This window comes from Rhizobium sp. BK008 (assembly GCF_014197345.1).
GTDB classification, from domain to species: Bacteria; Pseudomonadota; Alphaproteobacteria; order Rhizobiales; family Rhizobiaceae; genus Rhizobium; species Rhizobium anhuiense.
On sequence record NZ_JACIFK010000001.1, the window covers coordinates 16304 to 33848 of the forward strand.

The 17545-nt window shown below is 58.2% G+C and carries 15 protein-coding genes; 7 read left to right on the forward strand and 8 right to left on the reverse strand.

The genetic code is table 11. The features are described from left to right. Window positions 1-205 precede the first annotated feature (205 nt). Window positions 206-508, forward strand: coding sequence for a hypothetical protein (locus FHT69_RS00070; protein WP_028756340.1), 303 nt, complete (start codon window positions 206-208; stop codon window positions 506-508). Window positions 509-579: 71 nt separating this feature from the next. Here the strand turns inward: FHT69_RS00070 and FHT69_RS00075 are convergent, their stop codons facing one another. Beyond that, window positions 580-1236, reverse strand: a complete 657-nt coding sequence (locus FHT69_RS00075) for a sugar transferase (protein WP_028756341.1) — start codon at window positions 1234-1236, stop codon at window positions 580-582. Between the two features lie 451 nt (window positions 1237-1687). Here FHT69_RS00075 and FHT69_RS00080 point away from each other — a divergent pair, with 451 nt between their 5' ends. After that, on the forward strand, window positions 1688-2440 hold the full coding sequence (locus FHT69_RS00080; protein ID WP_025570053.1) for a Crp/Fnr family transcriptional regulator: 753 nt from the start codon (window positions 1688-1690) through the stop codon (window positions 2438-2440). A gap of 285 nt (window positions 2441-2725) precedes the next feature. Here the strand turns inward: FHT69_RS00080 and FHT69_RS00085 are convergent, their stop codons facing one another. Next, window positions 2726-3748 (reverse strand): glycosyltransferase family 2 protein, encoded by a 1023-nt coding sequence (locus FHT69_RS00085; RefSeq protein ID WP_025570051.1) that lies wholly within the window; start codon window positions 3746-3748, stop codon window positions 2726-2728. 132 nt (window positions 3749-3880) lie between these two features. Then, the gene (locus tag FHT69_RS00090) at window positions 3881-4795 is read right to left on the reverse strand and encodes a glycosyltransferase family 8 protein (RefSeq protein ID WP_183904741.1); all 915 of its coding nucleotides are present in this window, start codon (window positions 4793-4795) and stop codon (window positions 3881-3883) included. A gap of 306 nt (window positions 4796-5101) precedes the next feature. Here FHT69_RS00090 and FHT69_RS00095 point away from each other — a divergent pair, with 306 nt between their 5' ends. Further along, window positions 5102-5401 carry a hypothetical protein gene (locus FHT69_RS00095; RefSeq protein WP_210304170.1) on the forward strand — a complete coding sequence of 100 codons (300 nt, stop codon included), beginning with the start codon at window positions 5102-5104 and terminating at the stop codon, window positions 5399-5401. Between the two features lie 161 nt (window positions 5402-5562). On the opposite strand, the gene FHT69_RS00100 is transcribed toward FHT69_RS00095, so the two are convergent. From FHT69_RS00100 to FHT69_RS00120, 5 genes are all read right to left on the reverse strand, one after another. Then, the gene (locus FHT69_RS00100) at window positions 5563-7032 is read right to left on the reverse strand and encodes a hypothetical protein (RefSeq protein WP_183904743.1); all 1470 of its coding nucleotides are present in this window, start codon (window positions 7030-7032) and stop codon (window positions 5563-5565) included. Window positions 7033-7157: 125 nt separating this feature from the next. Beyond that, a complete protein-coding gene (locus FHT69_RS00105) occupies window positions 7158-8543 on the reverse strand; it encodes a polysaccharide biosynthesis/export family protein (protein ID WP_183904744.1) in 1386 nt (461 codons plus the stop codon). Between the two features lie 6 nt (window positions 8544-8549). Then, window positions 8550-9572, reverse strand: coding sequence for a glycosyltransferase family 2 protein (locus tag FHT69_RS00110; RefSeq protein ID WP_183904745.1), 1023 nt, complete (start codon window positions 9570-9572; stop codon window positions 8550-8552). Then, window positions 9569-11326, reverse strand: a complete 1758-nt coding sequence (locus FHT69_RS00115; protein WP_028756173.1) for a GumC family protein — start codon at window positions 11324-11326, stop codon at window positions 9569-9571. The genes FHT69_RS00110 and FHT69_RS00115 overlap by 4 nt, the downstream gene beginning before the upstream one ends. A 135-nt stretch (window positions 11327-11461) precedes the next feature. Then, on the reverse strand, window positions 11462-12166 hold the full coding sequence (locus tag FHT69_RS00120; RefSeq protein WP_028756174.1) for a sugar transferase: 705 nt from the start codon (window positions 12164-12166) through the stop codon (window positions 11462-11464). Between the two features lie 472 nt (window positions 12167-12638). Between FHT69_RS00120 and FHT69_RS00125 the strand changes: the two genes are divergently transcribed. From FHT69_RS00125 to FHT69_RS00140, 4 genes are all read left to right on the forward strand, one after another. Next, window positions 12639-13373, forward strand: coding sequence for a Crp/Fnr family transcriptional regulator (locus FHT69_RS00125; protein WP_063474360.1), 735 nt, complete (start codon window positions 12639-12641; stop codon window positions 13371-13373). After that, window positions 13370-14719, forward strand: a complete 1350-nt coding sequence (locus tag FHT69_RS00130; RefSeq protein ID WP_176707352.1) for a glycosyltransferase family 4 protein — start codon at window positions 13370-13372, stop codon at window positions 14717-14719. Before FHT69_RS00125 ends, FHT69_RS00130 begins: the two co-directional genes overlap by 4 nt. Beyond that, window positions 14716-15960: a glycosyltransferase family 4 protein gene (locus tag FHT69_RS00135; protein WP_063474362.1), complete on the forward strand. Its 1245-nt coding sequence runs from the start codon at window positions 14716-14718 to the stop codon at window positions 15958-15960. The genes FHT69_RS00130 and FHT69_RS00135 overlap by 4 nt, the downstream gene beginning before the upstream one ends. Before the next feature lie 82 nt (window positions 15961-16042). Next, complete coding sequence (locus FHT69_RS00140) at window positions 16043-17524, forward strand: lipopolysaccharide biosynthesis protein (RefSeq protein WP_063474363.1); 1482 nt, start codon at window positions 16043-16045, stop codon at window positions 17522-17524. The last annotated feature ends 21 nt before the right edge of the window (window positions 17525-17545 follow it).

A 17545-nucleotide genomic window follows, 5' to 3' on the forward strand; every position in this document is an offset into this window, starting at 1 on the left:
TGGTTTTTTGGGGAGTGATCGGCCCTTCTGGATGAATAGTTGAATATTCTCCAGTGTTGTTCAATCGATCTGTTGGGCGGCTATTAACAATATTTTAACGGTAATAGATAAAATACTTTGATCGAACTTCGTTTCGACTTTGGGTTTTGTCATGTCATTGAGGGGCTGACGGTGGCTTGAAGAAGGTGAAGAGAGGAGCAGAATAATGCTGAAGAGCACGCTCATCGTGATTGCCGTCTCCTTCGCCGCCGGAGCGACCATTCGCGCCTGGGCCTTCGCATTCTTTGCATTTCTGCTGGTCGCGGCTTTGAGCGTTGTGATCCTGCTGAAAGGTTCTTCCTTGACGGAGGCAATCGCTTCCGGCCTCCAAGTGCTTGTATTGATGGAGATATGCTATCTGGCGGGTCTCTTCGCTTTCTCGTTGGGGGGGCATATTCAGAAGCGCCGGAAAAAGACCTCCATCGCTGACCGCTCCCATGCGACCGGCAAGCGTCCTCATGGATGGTGACATGACCGATGCGGCAGGAAGCTCGGCTGTGCTATGGACGCAAACCCGCTGAGCACTTTTGCTGGAATTGCTTAGGAGTCCACCCTGGGCAGTAAGGCGTGCCGGGAAAGCAGGGCCGAGAGTGTTTTTGCGATGATCACGAAATCCAGCGCGAGCGTCCATTTGGACAAATACTCGACGTCGAGGGAAACTCTGTTCTGATGGCTGGCGTCGTTGCGTCCGTTGATCTGCCAGTGGCCGATCAAGCCGGGACGGACGGCCATATAGGCAGAGGCATGTTCGCCGTAACGCGGCAGCTCTTCCTTGGTAATGGCGTGGGGCCCGACGAGGCTCATTTGACCCAGCAACACGTTGATCAATTGCGGGAGCTTGTCGAGGCTCGATCGTCTGACGATAGCGCCGACGACAGTGACATGTGCCTTGGCCGTTGCGTCGGCGCGTGTCGTGCGAAACTTGAGGCAGCCAAACTCTTTTCCCTTATAACCGATCCGCGGATGGGAATTGAAAATGGGTCCCCAATCACTTAGCGTTATGATGGCTGCTACGGACAGAAGAAACGGTGACAAAAGGAATAAGAGACCTGTCGCAATGATGATGTCGAATGCGCGTTTCAGAAGTCTGCTGATCGTATGGGATTGGGACGAATTGAATGGACGCCTTTCCTGCCGCGCCCTGGCGAAATCCCGCCAAGGTTCGGTTGGGTTGCGCCCATGATTTTTTCCCGCCATCCGCGTCTCCGTTAGGCGAATCCCAGAAATCACAGTCAAAAGCTTGTTTGAGTGCAAGTTTGGTGTCTGTGACCGAAGTCATAACCGTGGATAAATTCTTTATCATGTGAAGAATTTCTTGTGAATAGTTGAAGAAGTATTTTTTTAGAAAAATATACATCTGTGATGTTGGAAATATTTATTCCAGGTAAAAATATTATTATTATATTGTTGGCCTATTCTAACGGCGCACAATTGTTTCGAATTGTATAAAAATTATCCAACAGCTTCAAAAGTGTGCTTTTGACAGAATTAAATATGGATTTTATGATATATAAATGTGAGGATTCGTCAGAATTATGTATAGTTTTAGAATGTAAATTTTATATTATTATTATTTGACTTTCTAACTTAACGCATTACGAATGTCGGTGACGACAATAAATCAATTAGTCTGCTTGGAGTTGCGCGTATGGACGGTGCGATTAGCATCAAAGACAGCAGGATTGAAGGAGGCGCGGCGCGAATAAGCGAAACGGTTACTTGCGGTCCTGTAGGTATTGTTTACGGCGGCCGGCCGGATTTGGATCACGAGTTTCCGTTTTGCCGCTCGAGTGTTCGAAAATTTCGTCGCGGTGAGGTTATTGCCGGCGCCGGTGTCGTCATCGACATGTTTGCCCGCGTGCAGCGCGGAATGGTGAGTGCAAGCACCCCGCTTGCCGATGGACGCGAGTTCATCGTGGAAATCATTCCGAAAGGCGGCTTGATCGGCGAATTGGAGGTGTTGCGCAAACAGTCTCTCAGCCTGGAATATCGGGCCACGGCGGACTGCGAACTGCATTACTTCGACGGCCGCTTGCTGCGGGACTGGTGTGCGAATGATCCGCAATTTCAGGTGAAGATCCTGTCGAAGGCACTGGCGCGTGTTTCAGAACTCGAACTGCGGATTATTTCCAACGCCGGGTCGAGTTTAAGGCAGAGACTGGCCCGGACGCTGCTGCGTCTTTCTGCGTTGTACAACGTCGATACGCAGAATAGCGGCAACGAGCTCATTATCTCCCAACACGACCTGGCCGCGACGCTGCCGGCGTCGCGTGAGAAGGTCAACCAATGTCTGCGCCGTTTGCGCGAGAGCAAGGTGGTTGACGGGACACAGGGCAAAATCCGCATTCTCAATCGGAAGGCGCTTGAGGCATATGCCGAGGGGGCAGTGTCTCTCGCTTGAGGCACTGCCGCGATAAACAAAAAACGGAGCAGCAGAAAGCCTCGACAGAACCCGCCACCGGCGGGTTCTGTGTTTGATGCGGTGGGCGTTGATAAATTGGAGCAAGCAGGGCCGAAAGATCGGCCTGGCGGTTTGCCCTCATGCACATCGTCGCAAACCACTGCGGATTTTGCGCGGCCTGCTTTAGAGCATTTCCGTTTTTCTCCGAATCACGGAAATGCTCTATCTCTTTGTTTTCACGCAATTCCGGACGCAAAACCGCTACGCACTTTTGCTGGAATTGCTCTAGACTTCGCTCTCGCAAGCATGTCTCCAGTATTGCCAGCCTTCACCCTGGATCAGCCCGTGATCGGACAGGTCCTTCCAGCTTCTGTAGGTGCCCGTATCCTCACAGACGAAGTCATCCATGTCCTTGCTCGAAGAGTATACGGTATATTCTTCCGTATGTTGGGACAGGTGCGCCGCATCGGCAACCTTGTGCACGAAGGTCGACAAGAACTTGAAATGCAGAAGAGCGCCGGATACGCCGAGCGCTCCGCGCATGTCGCCCAGATTTAGGGAGAGCGGCCAGACCTGGTGCGATGATTTCAGAAACAGACGTTCCCCCTTGATATAGACGAGTGGTATCTTATTGAGCGCGGGGCCGTCCCAGAGCCGGTCGTGGAAATAGACGCGCCCGCGGACGCCGCCCTTGATCCATATCGTCCCGTTGCGTTTGTCGAAATGTGCGACATAGCCGGATCGGTCGAAGAGATTGCAGACCTCGAGCGGGTTGCGACCGGGTTCGCATATGTTTTCGAGAACGGGATGCGGGCTGTACATGTCGATCATGACCGAGCGGAGCGAGTGGCCGCCCATGGATTCGATATAGGTGGTCAATTGATCGATCGGTCGTGTGTCGCAATGCGGATAGACCAGAAACTCGTCCGCATCGACATAGAGGACCCATTTCTCCCGGCAGTGGCGGTTGATTACTTCGTTGATCCAGTCGTTTCCGAATCTCGCCGCCTTGTAGGAGCCATGAGCCGAAAGAAGGGACACATCGTCGAAGCTGGACAGCAACTCGGCCGTACCGTCGGACGAGCCGTTGTCGATGCAGATGAAGTGCTCGAAGCCGAGATCGCGATAATACTGCAGGAAGAATGCCAGCCGGTGTCCCTCGTCGCGGATGACGCAGATGACGACATGACGCGCCTGCTTGAGCCCGTCGCGCAGCAGGTCGTAGCGAACCTGCCGAGCCTTGAGCGTCCGGCGCAGGCGAGCTTTTAGGTAATGCGAGATACTGGCGGCGGAAGCCCTATAACTCATATTCTGTCCTGAACACTATCCATTCTGGGTGAATGGATGAATACTTGCGCATCCGCCTGCAATCCACGGCTCGACCGGCAATCCCGACATCCGTCACGCGGACAATCCTCAGGTCTGACCAACAACACATCATCATACGGCGTAGTCGCCGCCGACCAGCAGGCTCTGGACGCGCGGATGGGGTCCGTTTTTCTCGATTGCGTGTTCGATGCGCGCTCGTATCGATCGGTATTTATACAGCATCTTACGGTCGAAGCTTATTCCGCGATACAGCGCGTTGTAAATCGGATGTGCTTTGCGCAGGTCGACGTAGACTTGGCTTTCCTTGTCGGTCCATGGAAAGAAGGTGCCATGCCACGGCTTCGGATGCGCCATGTAATGGACGATCGACAGGGAGGACATGTTTACCAGATGAAGGAACTGTTTGGGGAAGTTCCAGCGGTTCGATACGAGGATAAGCGATGAACCGCAGACGTAATTCAATGCGCCTTGATCATGTTTGCCCTCGCAGGCCTCGGGGTTTTTAGCAAAAAGCTCAAGCGCCTCCTGCCCGATCCAACCGTTGCGGTGGAATTTCAGCACCCCTGCGTTGAAATAGTAGCTGCTCTTTCCAGTGTCGAGGAAGTCATGGATCGCGGTGTAATCGCGCGCCGCGAAAAACCTGCCCTCGGGCACAGTGGCATTTTCGAGCCGACTGAGATCGCTGACGATCTGGGTATCTCCATCGAGATAGATGATCTGGGTATAGTTGGTAGGCAGGATCTCGCAAAGGACCAGCTTGGCCATGGTGCTGACGCTGATGCGTCCCTGGAAATGCGAACTGTCGAGCCTGCCGAGCGAATCCCGCAGCGCGTCGGTCGCATCGATCAAGTCGACCCGGCTCGTTGCCAGCAGGGCTTTCAGCTCCTCGAAATTATCGAGATGTTCCGACATGAGGACGCAGACATCTGTCGCGGGGCTTGCAAATTTGCGAGCCTGAAGTGCGGAGAGAATGGTCGGAAATGAATACTCGACATCCGTGACGTAGACGACGCACTGATTGTTCATGTCATCACCCTTCCGATTGTGCGCAATACGAATGAATCGGCATTGAGTTGCCCGTCGAGGGAACGATTGAGAATTGAGCCGACGGGTCTGTCATATGAAGGCCCTGTTCGGTATATATAGCCGGTGCTCAGCGCCGCAGAGCTGAACGGGTGTCTGGCCGCCGGCGGTTTTTATGTGTTTCATTGTTGAGATATTCGCCATGAAGAGTGCCTTGCCTGTAAAAAGGCTGTGTTTCGACATCGTGTTTCGCGGTACGACGGTCGGTACCGGGACCCTTGTCGGAAAGCAGAGGGAAGGGGAATTGTCATGCTGATCACCGCAGTCGTGGCAGCGGTGATATCGATAGCTGCCGGAGCTTACATCCGTGCCTGGGCTTTCGCAATTTTCGCCTTCCTCGTGGCGATCGGCTTCGGCAGCGTGGTTTTCAGCGACGGCTCCTCCATGATCGCGGCCATCCTCTCCGCTATTGCCATCCTCGCACTCATGGAAGTTGGCTACTTGGCAGGCGTGTTCGTTTCGGGGTTTGTGCGGCGTAGTGCCAGGCAGCGGCAAAACAATTCCGTCGCAGATAACGTCGCGGCCACCAGAGAGCGCCAGCAGAGCTGATTTTGACATCGAATCCGCAGAATAGCCTTCTGGGGACGGTTTTGCGCGATCGCGTTCGGCCGACGAATTGCTATTACCGGCAATGTTTGAAAGATGCGGCGCGGGCATGCCGATGGCTCGACGAGACCATCTCGCGCCATGGCGAAACTGCAAGGCGGGCGTCATCGCGTTGAAAACATCGGCGCTCTCATCTGAGATGTCGATGTCTCCAGTGGGGTCCGGTTGGCAAGCGATCGGGTCGCCTGTCGTGGCGAGATATTGGTTGTCGCCAGGCAGCCGGCCGCCAGGCCCGCCGTGGTGCTGAACAGCAAGCCGAGATCGGTACCGCTTCCTGATATCGATGCCGAGGCGACCTGGGCTATCGATGCCATAATTGCGGCGTTTCCGATCGCGTGCGTTTTCCGATCGCCCGATGTGTGCCGGCCGGACGCCCTCACAAGGCTGTACAGGAAGGTGGCGAAGAGCAGAGTGCCGGTCAAACCGACATTAGAGAGCAGGGCTGCGATAAAACTCGAAGCTCGAACCGTGCCGAGCCCGGCGCCGAAGGTAGCGGTGTCGACGAATGCGATCAATGCCAGCGTATTCCAGGCGGTCCGCTCTTCGCCGGATTGCGATTGGAGCTTGTCCGATAAGGTCGTGTTCACAAGGCCGGCGATGGAATCCCACGCGTCGGGGACAAGGCTGAGTGCGACGATGGCGCAGGGGATCAAGAACAGCGTGATCACCAGGAGTGTGACATGCGGCGTCGTAGCCGGCCCCCCGATCAGCCGTTTCAGGCAGAACAGCACGAACATGCAGACGACGAAGATGCCCGCGATATAGGCGGTCGTCGACGTGCAGAGGACGATCGTCGGGCCGATGAAAAGCGTTGCAAGTCCCGCCATTCGGCTTTGAACACGCTCCAGCCAGAGCATGAGCGTGAAGGAAAAATAGGCAAGTGCGACCGCGCCATACATGCTTGCTTCGGGAAAGGGGCCGACAATGCGCTTGAAGCCGCTGATCGTCTCGGCCGTATGCATCGTATAATTTGCGTTCCTGATGACATCGAGCAGGTAGGACTGGCCGGTCAGGAAGGTTCCGATATCAATCAACGCCAGGGCAAAACAGACGATTGACGCCACGATCAACTGCTGTGCGATGAAACGGGCATATCCAAGTCTTGCAAGCCCTGAAACGAGGGCAAAGCAGGCGAGGTCGCCGAGCAGATAGACAGACTGGCTGAGATTGGACGAACCCGGCGCCAGCGGCGCGGCTACCGTCGACATCATGCCCGATGCGTCTCGTGCCGAGGAATAGACGAGGGTCGCGCCGGCAAAAATGCGGGGCAAGAAGAAAGACGATGCCACGGAAAACAGGATGTAGGTGGCAAACCAGAAGCCGGGGCCTGGATAGGCGAGGCTGGTCAGTATGGCCTGCGTTTGAGCCGGGCGCAGCAGGGCGGCCGCAACGAGAAAGAGCACCAGAAGATGGCTCGGCTGGATGCTGCTGCCGCCGAGCGCCGGCAATTGGAGCGCCGCTGCGGCGCCCAAGAGCGTCGACAGGCAGAGGGTCGCTATAGAAAAACGCGCGCCGTTGGCCATGGTGAGCAGGCCAAGCAGCAGAACGAGGAAGCCGATCGGTTCTATCGACATGCTTCAGATCCCGATCCGGAGGACGAACGGCCAAGGCATCGGGTTTGCCGAAAACCGGTATCCGGCTTTCGGCGCGATGCTTGAGGCGAAAGCCGCCTGTTGTCATCGATGATCACAGCCGCCCCCTAATTCGATCCCGTCTGGGATATCCAGCCGGGAGCCGCCTGATTGTCTCCGGCGACATCAGACAGCGGGACTGCCGAGCTTTGTTGCTGCGGCGCGGACTGCGTTTGCAGTGGAGGCGGTGGCGTCTGAAGGTCGGTGTCGATGCCGATTTCGACGACATCATGTGGCCGCAAGGTGGTCGTCTCGTCCGCCTCGATGTTGCGATAAGTCCCATCGTCGTTGCGACGCACGATCCGGTAGTTTTTCTGTGCTCTGCCAAGACCCGGCATGTCGGTGTTCATCTGCGCGAGTTGAGCGCTGTATCCGGCCTGTTCGCCGAGGAGTTGGGCCACCTGGATGTCGATTGCCGCCCTGCCGATCGCGAGATTGACCTGATTCAGCAGTTCCTGGTTTTCGCTGTTCTGCCTGTTGGCGATGTTGATCTTCGAGCGATCGGCTTCGCTGAGCCCCTGGCGAGCCGTGGTCAGGGCGACCTCGAGATCGATCAGCGTGCCTTGTGCATCCGCCGCCCAGCGGTCGACCGAGACCTGACGGGAATTGCTGACCAAGCCCTTGCTCACCAGACTGTTGACATTATCCAGTTCCTTCTGCGCAAGATCGATCTGCCGCTTCTGCGAATTGATCTTGGCTTCGAGCGACTCGACCTGCTGGCCGTAGAGACGCGCGAGGTCGCTCGCCGCGTCGATCTGGCTCTGGATATCGACGCGGCGCAGCCGCATCAGGTTCAATTCCTGCGCCTTCAGCTTGTCCACATCGGGCGTTCCGACGAGCTCGGCAGGGATCTCGAAACTCTGTTCGCCGGCAATTTCGGCACGCAGCCGCGCCTGGCGCATCAGAAGATCGCGCCTGTTGAGAATGGCCGTTCGATAGGCGCCTGCAGCCTGGATCCGGTCGCGCTCGAAGACGGTATTTTCCTCGCGATCCCGAAGGAAACCGCCGGCAATGCTGACGGCCTTCATGACCGTCATATCGGCCTCAAAAGCATAGCGCCCAGGGGTCTGCACGGTTCCGGTTACAAAGATCGGCGCATGCTGGGCGATCTCCAGGGCGATGAACGGTTTTCCCGGCAGTTCGGCCTTTTCAGACAGTGCGCCGGCGATCGCATCGGCGACCTGCTGCGTTGTTTTCCCCATCGCCTGTACCTGGCCGGCGATCGGGATCGACAGATTGCCGGCATCGTCGACGGCATAGGTCCCGTCGAGCGCCTCCCAGCTGGCATATCGGGAATCCGACGATCGCCATTCAACGACACGCAGTCTCACCTGGTCTTCCGGCACGAGGGTGTAGTTTTCCGCATGGGCGACGCTCCAGCCGGTCATGCAGGAGAATACCAGCAAGGCAAGGGCGACGGAGACGAGGCGATCGGACAAGGATGTGTGCTGCATTGTCTGCTATCTCCGTTTCGTTGCGATCGATGGCGACGGCATCTCGCCCGGCGAAGGATTGCCGAATTCGATAATGCGGGACGGAGAGGCACGGCCGACAACAAGATCGGACAGCGCCAGAAAATTTCCGTTCAGACGTCCCCAGCGGTCGATCAAGCGGTCATTGAACAAGAGGCCCCGCGTATTCGCCAGGATATTGCGGCCGATCTGGACGACGGCACGACCCCTCGACATCGTGCCCTTCCGGATCAGATAGACGGGATTGGCAACCTGCGAATAGCCGAGCCTTCGCCCGGGCTGGCGCCCGGATCTGACACCGAGATGCACCCCGCGGGCGCCTTCGACATGCACGGACCTGCCATAGCGGGCGATGGACCGGCTGAAATCGACATCCTCGAGCCAGCCATAGAGCGGCAGCTGTTCGTCAAAGGCCAGCGCGTGCTCGAGAACGGGTGAAAGGCGAACCGCCATGTTGCATCCGTAAGCGTTGTAGACCTCCGTCACCCGCTCGGTTGCTTCGCCCGCAGTATCAAGGATCTGCAGGGCCTTTGACATGCTGAGGCCACCATCCAGGACACCGTCGGCCAGGACTTCGCCGGTGGCGATCGCCACGTTGGGGTTAGCCGCAAAGACGGCCGCCATCCGGGGCAGGAAGGTCGCGGCGGGAATGAAGTCATCGTCCAGGAAGATCAGAACATCGATATCGAAAGCGGCAGCCTGGATGATCCGGTTGCGCTGGGAGGTCAGGCCGCGGCTGCCGACGATGACTTCCACATCGCAGCGGTCGGCGAGCCCGGCGGCATCGTCGATCGCGGGCACGCAGACGATCAGCCGCTCCGCCTGGTTCGGCAGAGCGGTGAGATAGTCGACCGTCTCCCGCAGTATCGAGGGGCGGCCCGCCGAGGCGATCCCCACGGCCATTCGCAGTGGATGGCTTGCGCGCTCCGCCATGGCTTCAGGTCCGCAAGGGACAGGCGCCGGCCCGATCGACCCGTCCTGCCTGGTTGCTTCTGCCGAGGGGGAGGTCATGACTGCATTCTCTTCGGCGCATGGTTGATGATCGCCCCGAGGATCTCCGCGCCGACATTCCGCAGCGTGTCGATGACGCGCATGGTATCGTCGATCGAAGTGTGCCCGTGCGAGGTCACCACGAGGACACCGTCCAGCTCCGACGCGATCGCATTGGCATCCGGCGACGCGGAGAATGAGGAGATATCGACGAATATGGCGTCGAATTCCTTTTTCAGGTCGGCAAAGCTCAACTGCGTGCGGCGGGAACTCAGGCGAATGGCCGGCGTCACCGCTTCGACCTTGCCGAGGGGAAGGAATTTCAGCGTCGGGGTGAGCGGCAATGCCGCCGTCTGAATCAGCTCACCATTGTCGAGAACATCGACGAGGCCTGTGGAACTATCGGGCGCGATCGATTTGCTGAGCGAGGATTTCTGCGCGGCCGCATCGATCAGCAGCGTGTGCGCCCCTGATATCGACGACAGCACCGCAAGTTCGCATGCTATGGTCGATGCGCCACTGCCGGGATTGACGGCGACTATACCGATGACGACCCGGCGTTTGCGCCGAAGACCGACGACCGTCGCGCTCAATTCCGCCATGCCCGGAATAACAGGATAGGCGGCTGTGTCGCTACTGCCGGTGTCGGCGGCGAGGAAACGCGCGGGGTCTCCATTCCGGCTCTTCCTCGATGTCGACAGCAAAGTGACGAAGGGCAGCCCACCGGCTTCCGCGATCTGATGGGGGCGGACGATCCGGCGATCGCCGGCATGCCTGATCATGGCAAGTGCCAGGCCGGCGCCAAGACCAACCGCCGCCGCAAAGGCGATGATGAGCGTGCTGCGTGGTCTCTCCTTCGAAAGAGGCAGCGTGGCTCGTGAGACGATCGTCGCATCGGACACCGGGTAGGTGATGCGCTGCTTGGCTTCGGTCAGCTGGTTCAAGGTATTTTCATAGAGGGTGCGGCGAGCGTCCGTCGCGCTCTGCAGTTCCGCAAGCTTGAATTGATCGCGCGGATTGCTGGTGAAGCTGGCCAGGGCGCTGGCAGCTTCGGCCAGTCCCCGCTGCTGCTCGATTACGAATTTTGCCAGCCAGTCGCTATATTGCCGGGAAGCATTGGCCTTCATCGCGATATTCTTCTGGATATACTGCCTGGCGAGCGTGTCGGCGATGTCGACTGCCTTCTGAGGGGTGGACGCTGCCGCCGATATCTCGATGATCGTCGAACTGCCGATCCGGCGTACTCCCATCATACTCTGCAGCGTGGCGATCGCCCGATCGTGGGTCCGCTCCTCTTCCGTCTGCGGTCGTCTCTCACTCGTGGCTGCGTCTGCCGTTTCCTGAGATGCGTCCGGTTCTGAAGAGATTCCCATCAACCAGTTCTTTGCCCTGTCCTGCAGCGAAGGCGTCTGATCGACAAAGTCAGGATCGGTGTCGAGACCAAGGACTCTTACCGTTCCGCTGACGACATCGCTGGATTTGGCAATCTCCAGTTGACCCTCTATAAATGCGTCTTCCGCGAAAGCCCTCTGGGCTTCGGAGCCGCTCACCTGGGGGAAGATCACAAGCTGCGTGTTGGCAACGAAAGTCGGCTCGACGGTCAGCAGGTAGCTCCCTGCGATTGCGAGGAAGGCGATCGTCGTCGTCACAATCCACAGCCAGCGCATTCTGAGAAAGAACAGCATATCCCGCAAGGTCAGCGGCGAATTCCCGCCAGTGGCTGCGGGAGGCAGAGATATCGGAGAAACACCGCTGAAGATCGTGCTCGAGGTCATGTCGTCCTATTCCAAAATGGCGATATCACGGAGTCACCAGGCACCGGGTGACCGGGTGCTGGCAGCTTGGAGGGGACGGGGGGAGTAGCGTGTCTTCCGATTTCAGGCATGATCGGCAGCCCTCCCCCTGAAGGCTCAGTACGAGCCACGCTGCGAAAACAGGGCGGGAATTGTCTTGGCAATGATGACGAAGTCCCGGCCGAGCGACCAGTTGTTGAGATACTGGACGTCGAGGGAAACCCGGTACTCGTAGCTGACATCATTGCGCCCGCTGGTCTGCCAGTGACCGGTCAGGCCCGGGCGGACGGCCATGTAGGCCCATATATGCTCGCCGTAGCGCGGCAGTTCCTCGGCGGTGATCGGCCGGGGGCCGACAAGGCTCATTTCGCCGCGCATGATATTGATCAGTTGCGGAAGCTCGTCGATGCTCGACCGCCTCAGAATCTCGCCGACGGCCGTGATTCTCGGATCGTCCTTCAGCTTGCGCGTCGCTTCCCATTCGCTTCGCGCAGCCGGGTTGTTTTCCAGCAATTCGGCAAGCTGAGCACTCGCGTCGGTCTTCATCGTCCGAAATTTGAGGCATCCGAATGGCGCTCCGCCGACCCCGATGCGCGTATGGGAATAGAAGACCGGGCCGCGGTCGCTCATCTTCACGATCAGTGCGACGAGCAACAGAAGCGGGGAAAGCAGGATCAAGGCGATAACGGCGATGAAAAGGTCTATCGCGCGCTTCGACGATCTGCCCGCTGCACGGGGCCGGGACGAATGGAGATCGCCGCCTTTCGCGGGCGGCCGCCCAACACGCGACCAAGCCTCGAAACTATGTGCTTCCCATGTCATCGGTGCTCTCCAAACATTCCGATTAAGAACCGTTGAAAGTTTGCTGCGCCGCACCCTGGTTGTCTGTTACCAAGGTCATAATCCTTAACAAATTCTTTATGCTACTAACCGGCATTAGTGAATTCCAACTACACCCAATAGCCTTATTTTCATATCTAATGACAATCTAACCTACTTCATGGTGATTAATAGGCGCAGATTCATTTACAGTTTTGATATGATCATTTCGGTTGTTGCTGATTTTTAATTCACCAAGACTGTTTAATAAGCATGTGTCATTGATTGAACGATGGTTTTGTGGTTTCGCCGAAATTTTGATTGCAATTGATAATGTATCTTTTGCTTCTCAACCAAATGTAGACTTTATCTTTGCGTTATCTCTTGCCGATGTTATTTGACTCTCATATTAAGACAATATAAATGATGCAGTGCAGCATTGCCTATGGTTATTCGAGTACTGGGAGTTGTGCGCATGGACGGGTTGACACACGCATCAGATCGCAGAGCCGGCATCGGCAAGGCGGCGGTACCGGCTAACGGCGGCATTCATCTCAACAGTCGCATCGTCATTGACGACGAATTTCTTTCCTGCCGATCGAGCGTCCGACGTTTCCGGCGCGGCGAGGTCATCGCCGGGGCCGGCGTTCTCGTCGATACGTTTGCGCGCGTACAGTCGGGGGTGGTCAGCGCAAGCACGATGCTACCCGACGGCAGGGAATTCATCGTCGAGATCATTCCGAAATCGGGCCTTATCGGCGAGCTCGAGGTTCTGCGCAGGCAGGCCTTGAGCCTCGAATACCGAGCCGGTTCCAACTGCGAACTGCATTTCTTCGAAGGCCGGCTGCTGCGCGACATGTACGCCAGCGACCCCAGCTTTCGCGAAAAGGTCTTCTCCAGGGCGCTGGCGCGTATTTCAGAGCTTGAACTCCGCATCATTGCAAATGCGGCGTCGAGCCTGCAGTCGAGGCTGGCCAGTACGCTGCTGCGGCTCTCCGCCGTATATGGAAAAGATGCGGCAAACAGCGGGGACGAGCTGGTCATCTCGCAAAATGACCTGGCGGCGACGCTGCCGGCGTCCCGCGAGAAGGTCAATCAATGCCTGAGGCGCCTGCGGGAAAGCAAGATCATCGACGGCGGGCAGGGCAAGATCCGCATTCTCAACCGCAAGGCGCTGGAGGCCTGTGCCAACGCGGTTTCGGTGAAGTGATGGGCTCATCGCTCCCCGAGGCCCCTCGATCCGCTGCTAGCTTCGGCCGCTTTCCCCGCCCCGGCACCACAAAAATCGATCGCGTCGTCATCATCGACGACTACTCGGTGGCCCGAGGCGGTGCAACAGCGCTTGCGGTGTTGTCTGCCAAGCTTTTTCGGGGACTCAGCATCCCTGTAACCTATATTTGCGGGGATGACGCCGCCAATGCGGAGCTTGCCGCACTTGGGGTCTCGATGGTCGGGCTGAACAGCCGCGACCTGCTCAGCGCCGAACGTGCCAAGGCTTTCGTGACCGGCATTCACAATGGCGCCGCCGTCCGTATGGTCGCCAACTGGATTGCCGCACAGGACACCGCCAACACCGTCTATCATGTGCATGGCTGGCACCAGATCCTGTCTCCGGCAATTTTCAGGGCGCTGATGCCGGTCGCCAGGCGATGCGTGGTTCACGCACACGATTTCTTCACGGCCTGCCCCAACGGCGCGTTCTTCGACTATCAGGCGCAGGAAATCTGCCTTCGACGTCCGCTCGGGGGAAGCTGCATTGCAACGGCCTGCGACAAGAGAAGTTATTCGCATAAATTGTGGCGGGTCGCCCGCGGCTCCAATATCCTCCGGCGCCTGAAGGATCAGGCCGATTTCGGCCGGATAATTCTGCTGCACGAGAAGATGGCGAGCTTTCTCGTCGGCGCCGGCTATCGACCGGAGCGGCTGACGACGATCCGCAATCCCGTCGCTCCTCTCTCCATCAAACGCATCGAGGCGGAGGCCAACGACGAGTTCGTCTTCATCGGGCGGCTGGACGAGGAGAAGGGCATAGAAGACGCTGTGGCCGCCACGCGCAGAGCCGGCGTCAGGCTCTGCGTGATCGGGGACGGGCCGCTGATGCCGTTGGTCGCAGCGTCAGGAAATCACGTCAGGGCCTTGGGCTGGCAGTCGCATGCGGAGATTGGCCCGACCATCCGCAAGGCGCGTGCCCTGTTGATGCCTTCGCGCTATCCCGAGCCGTTCGGCCTCGTCGCTATCGAAGCAGCCAGGAGCGGTCTGCCGGTCATCATGTCGCGCAGCGCCTTTCTCGCCGAGGAAATGGAAAGAGCCGGCATGGCGCTTGCCTGTGATACGGCTGACGAAAGCGCCTTTGCCGAGACTTTGGCGCGATTTAGCCAGATGCCGAGGCATGAGGTCCGCGCCATGAGCGAGCGGGCTTTCCGGCTGTCGCCGGATCTCGCCTCGACACACGAAGAATGGCGCGACGCGCTTCTTGCCGAATATCACAGCCTGATTTCAACGAATGTGGTTCCCGAACTGACAGACGGTGTGGCGATACAAGGAGTATTCAGTTGACCCTTAAAGCAACAACCTCTCTTCCTGACGCGAGAGCATTTCTTGGTGATGCGCCTGTGATGGCGAAAAGACGCGTCGCGGAGGCCGGAAGCGCAAGCGAAACCAAGCAGCTGCGGGTTGCCATCGTGCATTACTGGCTCGTTTCGATGCGCGGCGGCGAGAAGGTCGTCGAAGAACTGTGCCGCATGTTTCCGCAGGCCGACATCTTCACCCTCGTCTGCAACCGGGATCGCATCAGCGATTTTCTGAAGACGCGGAACATCCGCACGTCCTTCCTGCAGAAGATCCCCGGCGCGCAGCGTCATTATACCAAGATGCTGCCGCTGATGCCCTTCGCGCTCGAGCAGTTCGACCTGCAGGATTACGATCTCGTGCTGTCGAGCGAATCCGGACCCGCCAAGGGCATCATCACACGCGCCGACGCCCTCCACGTCTGCTACTGCCATTCGCCGATGCGCTATATCTGGGATCAGTTCCATGTCTATCGCCATGGCCTTCCCTGGGTGGGCCGCGCGTTGATGTCGATCACCGCGCCCATGCTGCGCGCCTGGGATGTGACGACGTCCTCGCGGGTCGATCTGTTCGTCGCCAACTCCGATTATGTCGCAAGCCGCATCCGCCGCTTCTACGACCGGGAATCCATCGTCATCCATCCTCCCGTTGCGACCGATGATTTTGCGGTGGGGAAGGGGAAAGGCGAGTTCTATCTCTATGCGGGACAGCTGACCACCTACAAGCGGCCGGATATCGCCGTTCGCGCCTGCACCGAGGCCGGCCGAAAACTGGTGGTGATCGGCGAGGGCGAACAATTGGCTTATCTGAAGTCGATTGCCGGACCGACCGTCGAGTTTCTCGGCCATCAGCCCTTCAACGTTCTGCGCGATCACCTGTCGCGATGCCGCGCCCTGTTGTTTCCGGGTACCGAAGATTTCGGCATCCTGCCGGTGGAAGCCATGGCATCGGGGCGGCCGGTCCTGGCGTTCGACGCCGGCGGCGCCAGGGAAACCGTTTCCTCGCCGCAGGTCGGCTTTCGCTTCGCGGAGCAGACCACAGAAGCTCTGCTGGAAACGATGGCGGCGTTCGAAGAGGTGGAGGACGATATCGATCCGCATGCGATCCGCGCGCACTCGTTGAAATTCTCTTCCGCCGTGTTCCGCGACCGTCTGTCCGGCCTGATCGAGCAACAACTATCCACCCATGGCGACCGACCCGCCGACGTCTTCAGAAGACGGCCGGGCTGACGGGAAGAAGCGGAGCCGCCTGCGTTGCCGCCGCGACCGAAACCGTCTCTCAAACCCTCGACGAGGAATAAATAAACAGACCATGTCAAGCGTATCTCAGAGGACGGCGACGGCGAGCATCTGGACCATCAGCGGAAAATTCCTGGCGCGGATGCTCGATTTCGTCAGCCTCCTTGTCCTGGCAAGGCTTTTGAGCCCCGCGGATTTCGGCCTGGTCGCCATCGCGACCTCGGTGCTGGTCATCGTCGAGACAATTTTGGACCTGCCGCTGACGCAGGCCCTGATGCGTCAGCCGTCGCCTTCGGACGATATGTTTGCCACGGCCCTTACCCTCAGCCTGCTTCGAGGCGTGGCCATCAGCACGCTGATGATGATCATCTCCTGGCCGATGGCGCTGATCTATGACGATTCCCGGATTTTCTCTCTTGTCGCCGTGCTCTCCATCGCGCCTGCCATGCGCAGTGTGATCAGCCCGCGCATGGTGTTGTTCATGCAGCGGTTCGATTTCAAACGCGAGTTCGCACTCGATCTCATCACCAAGGGGTCGACACTGCTATTCGGTGTCGGGGTGGCGGTCGCGACCGGCAGCTATTGGGGACTGGCGATCGGCGCGGTTGCAGGCCCGACCGCCGCGGCGATCACCTCCTATGTCTTTGCGCCGATGCGGCCGAGGTTCAGCCTTTCTGAGTGGAAGCACTTTCAGGACATGATCAGCTGGAACACCGTCTCGCAGGTACTGAGTTCGATCAACTGGCAACTGGACCGGCTGCTTTTGCCGCGCTTTACCGGCTTGTCGACGTTCGGCGCCTTCAGCGTCGCCGACAACATCGCCGGTATTCCATACCAGACCTTCGTTGGGCCATTACTGCGTCCGCTGATGGCGGCATTCTCGACCGTCGATGACAGTCGCAATCTGATCGCGGCCTATCTGAAGGCGACGAACGCGATCACCTTCGTTGCTGCGCCCATCCTCCTCGCGCTCGCTTTTCTTGCCGAGCCGTCCGTACGCATTATCGTCGGCGAGAAATGGGCATCCGCGGCGCCGATTCTACAATGGCTGTGCATCGTCAGTCTGCTCGGTCTTCCCACGAACATGATGCCGCCATTGGCTATGGTCCTGAACAAAACCCGCTATCTCGCTCTCCGGATGTTTGCCGAGTTCGCCGTCAGGGTTCCGGTCACCATCCTGGGCGTTGTCTATTTTCAGGTAGCAGGAGCATTGGGTGCGCGGATCGTGGCGGTGCTTGTCGCCTATGCCGCATCGCTCATCATCACGCGTCGGCTGATCGGCGCGACGTTTGCCGCTCAGTTGTATGCCTTTTTACGGCCTCTGGCCGCGAGCTTGCCGATGATCGCTTTCCTGCTGTGGATCGAGCCGATGCTCTCCGCCATGCCTGTCGGCCTCAACCTTGTCGTCAGCCTGGCGCTTTACGGCGGGGCGGCAGTAGCGATCTTCTGGGCCTTCGCGCTGCTCGTGTGGCAGGTTGTCGGTAGACCCGACGGCATCGAGACCATCGTCGTCCAAAGGCTCATGCCGCGACGAAGCGGGGTTCTCACTTCATGATCGAAACAAGTGCAGTCCAAC